This is a genomic window from Shewanella sp. AS16 (genome assembly GCF_021412365.1).
GTDB classification, from domain to species: domain Bacteria; phylum Pseudomonadota; class Gammaproteobacteria; order Enterobacterales; family Shewanellaceae; genus Shewanella; species Shewanella salipaludis.
Genome location: NZ_JAKCLK010000361.1, coordinates 1 through 285, shown reverse-complemented (window position 1 = coordinate 285; position 285 = coordinate 1). Strand labels below are relative to the sequence as shown.

Genomic DNA, 285 nt, shown 5'->3' with positions numbered 1-285 from the left:
GTGTGAAGTTGCATTCCACCAAAGTGCGACGGCACCGTTCAGACCTTCTTTGCCGCCATTACCTGCCGCGTAGGTGGCATCACGATCAAACTCGTACTCGTTCCAGTTGGTGAGGGTGAATTTCTCACTGCCCAGCATAAAGCTGTAACCTGCAACCCAACCGGCGACATAACCGTTATCGCCGGTATAATAGGTTTGGTCTGTATAGCGTTTTGCAAAGAACGGTTTGAACCACCAACCGCTGCCGGTGAAATTGTAGCCGATCCCGTAAAGGAACATATCGTC

At 50.9% G+C, this 285-nt stretch carries 1 protein-coding gene; it reads right to left on the bottom strand.

Annotated features, from left to right (window positions below; translation table 11 throughout):
* Window positions 1-285, bottom strand: a 285-nt coding sequence (locus LZP73_RS20655) for an outer membrane protein OmpK (protein WP_326490386.1), incomplete at both ends; no start/stop codon positions are given.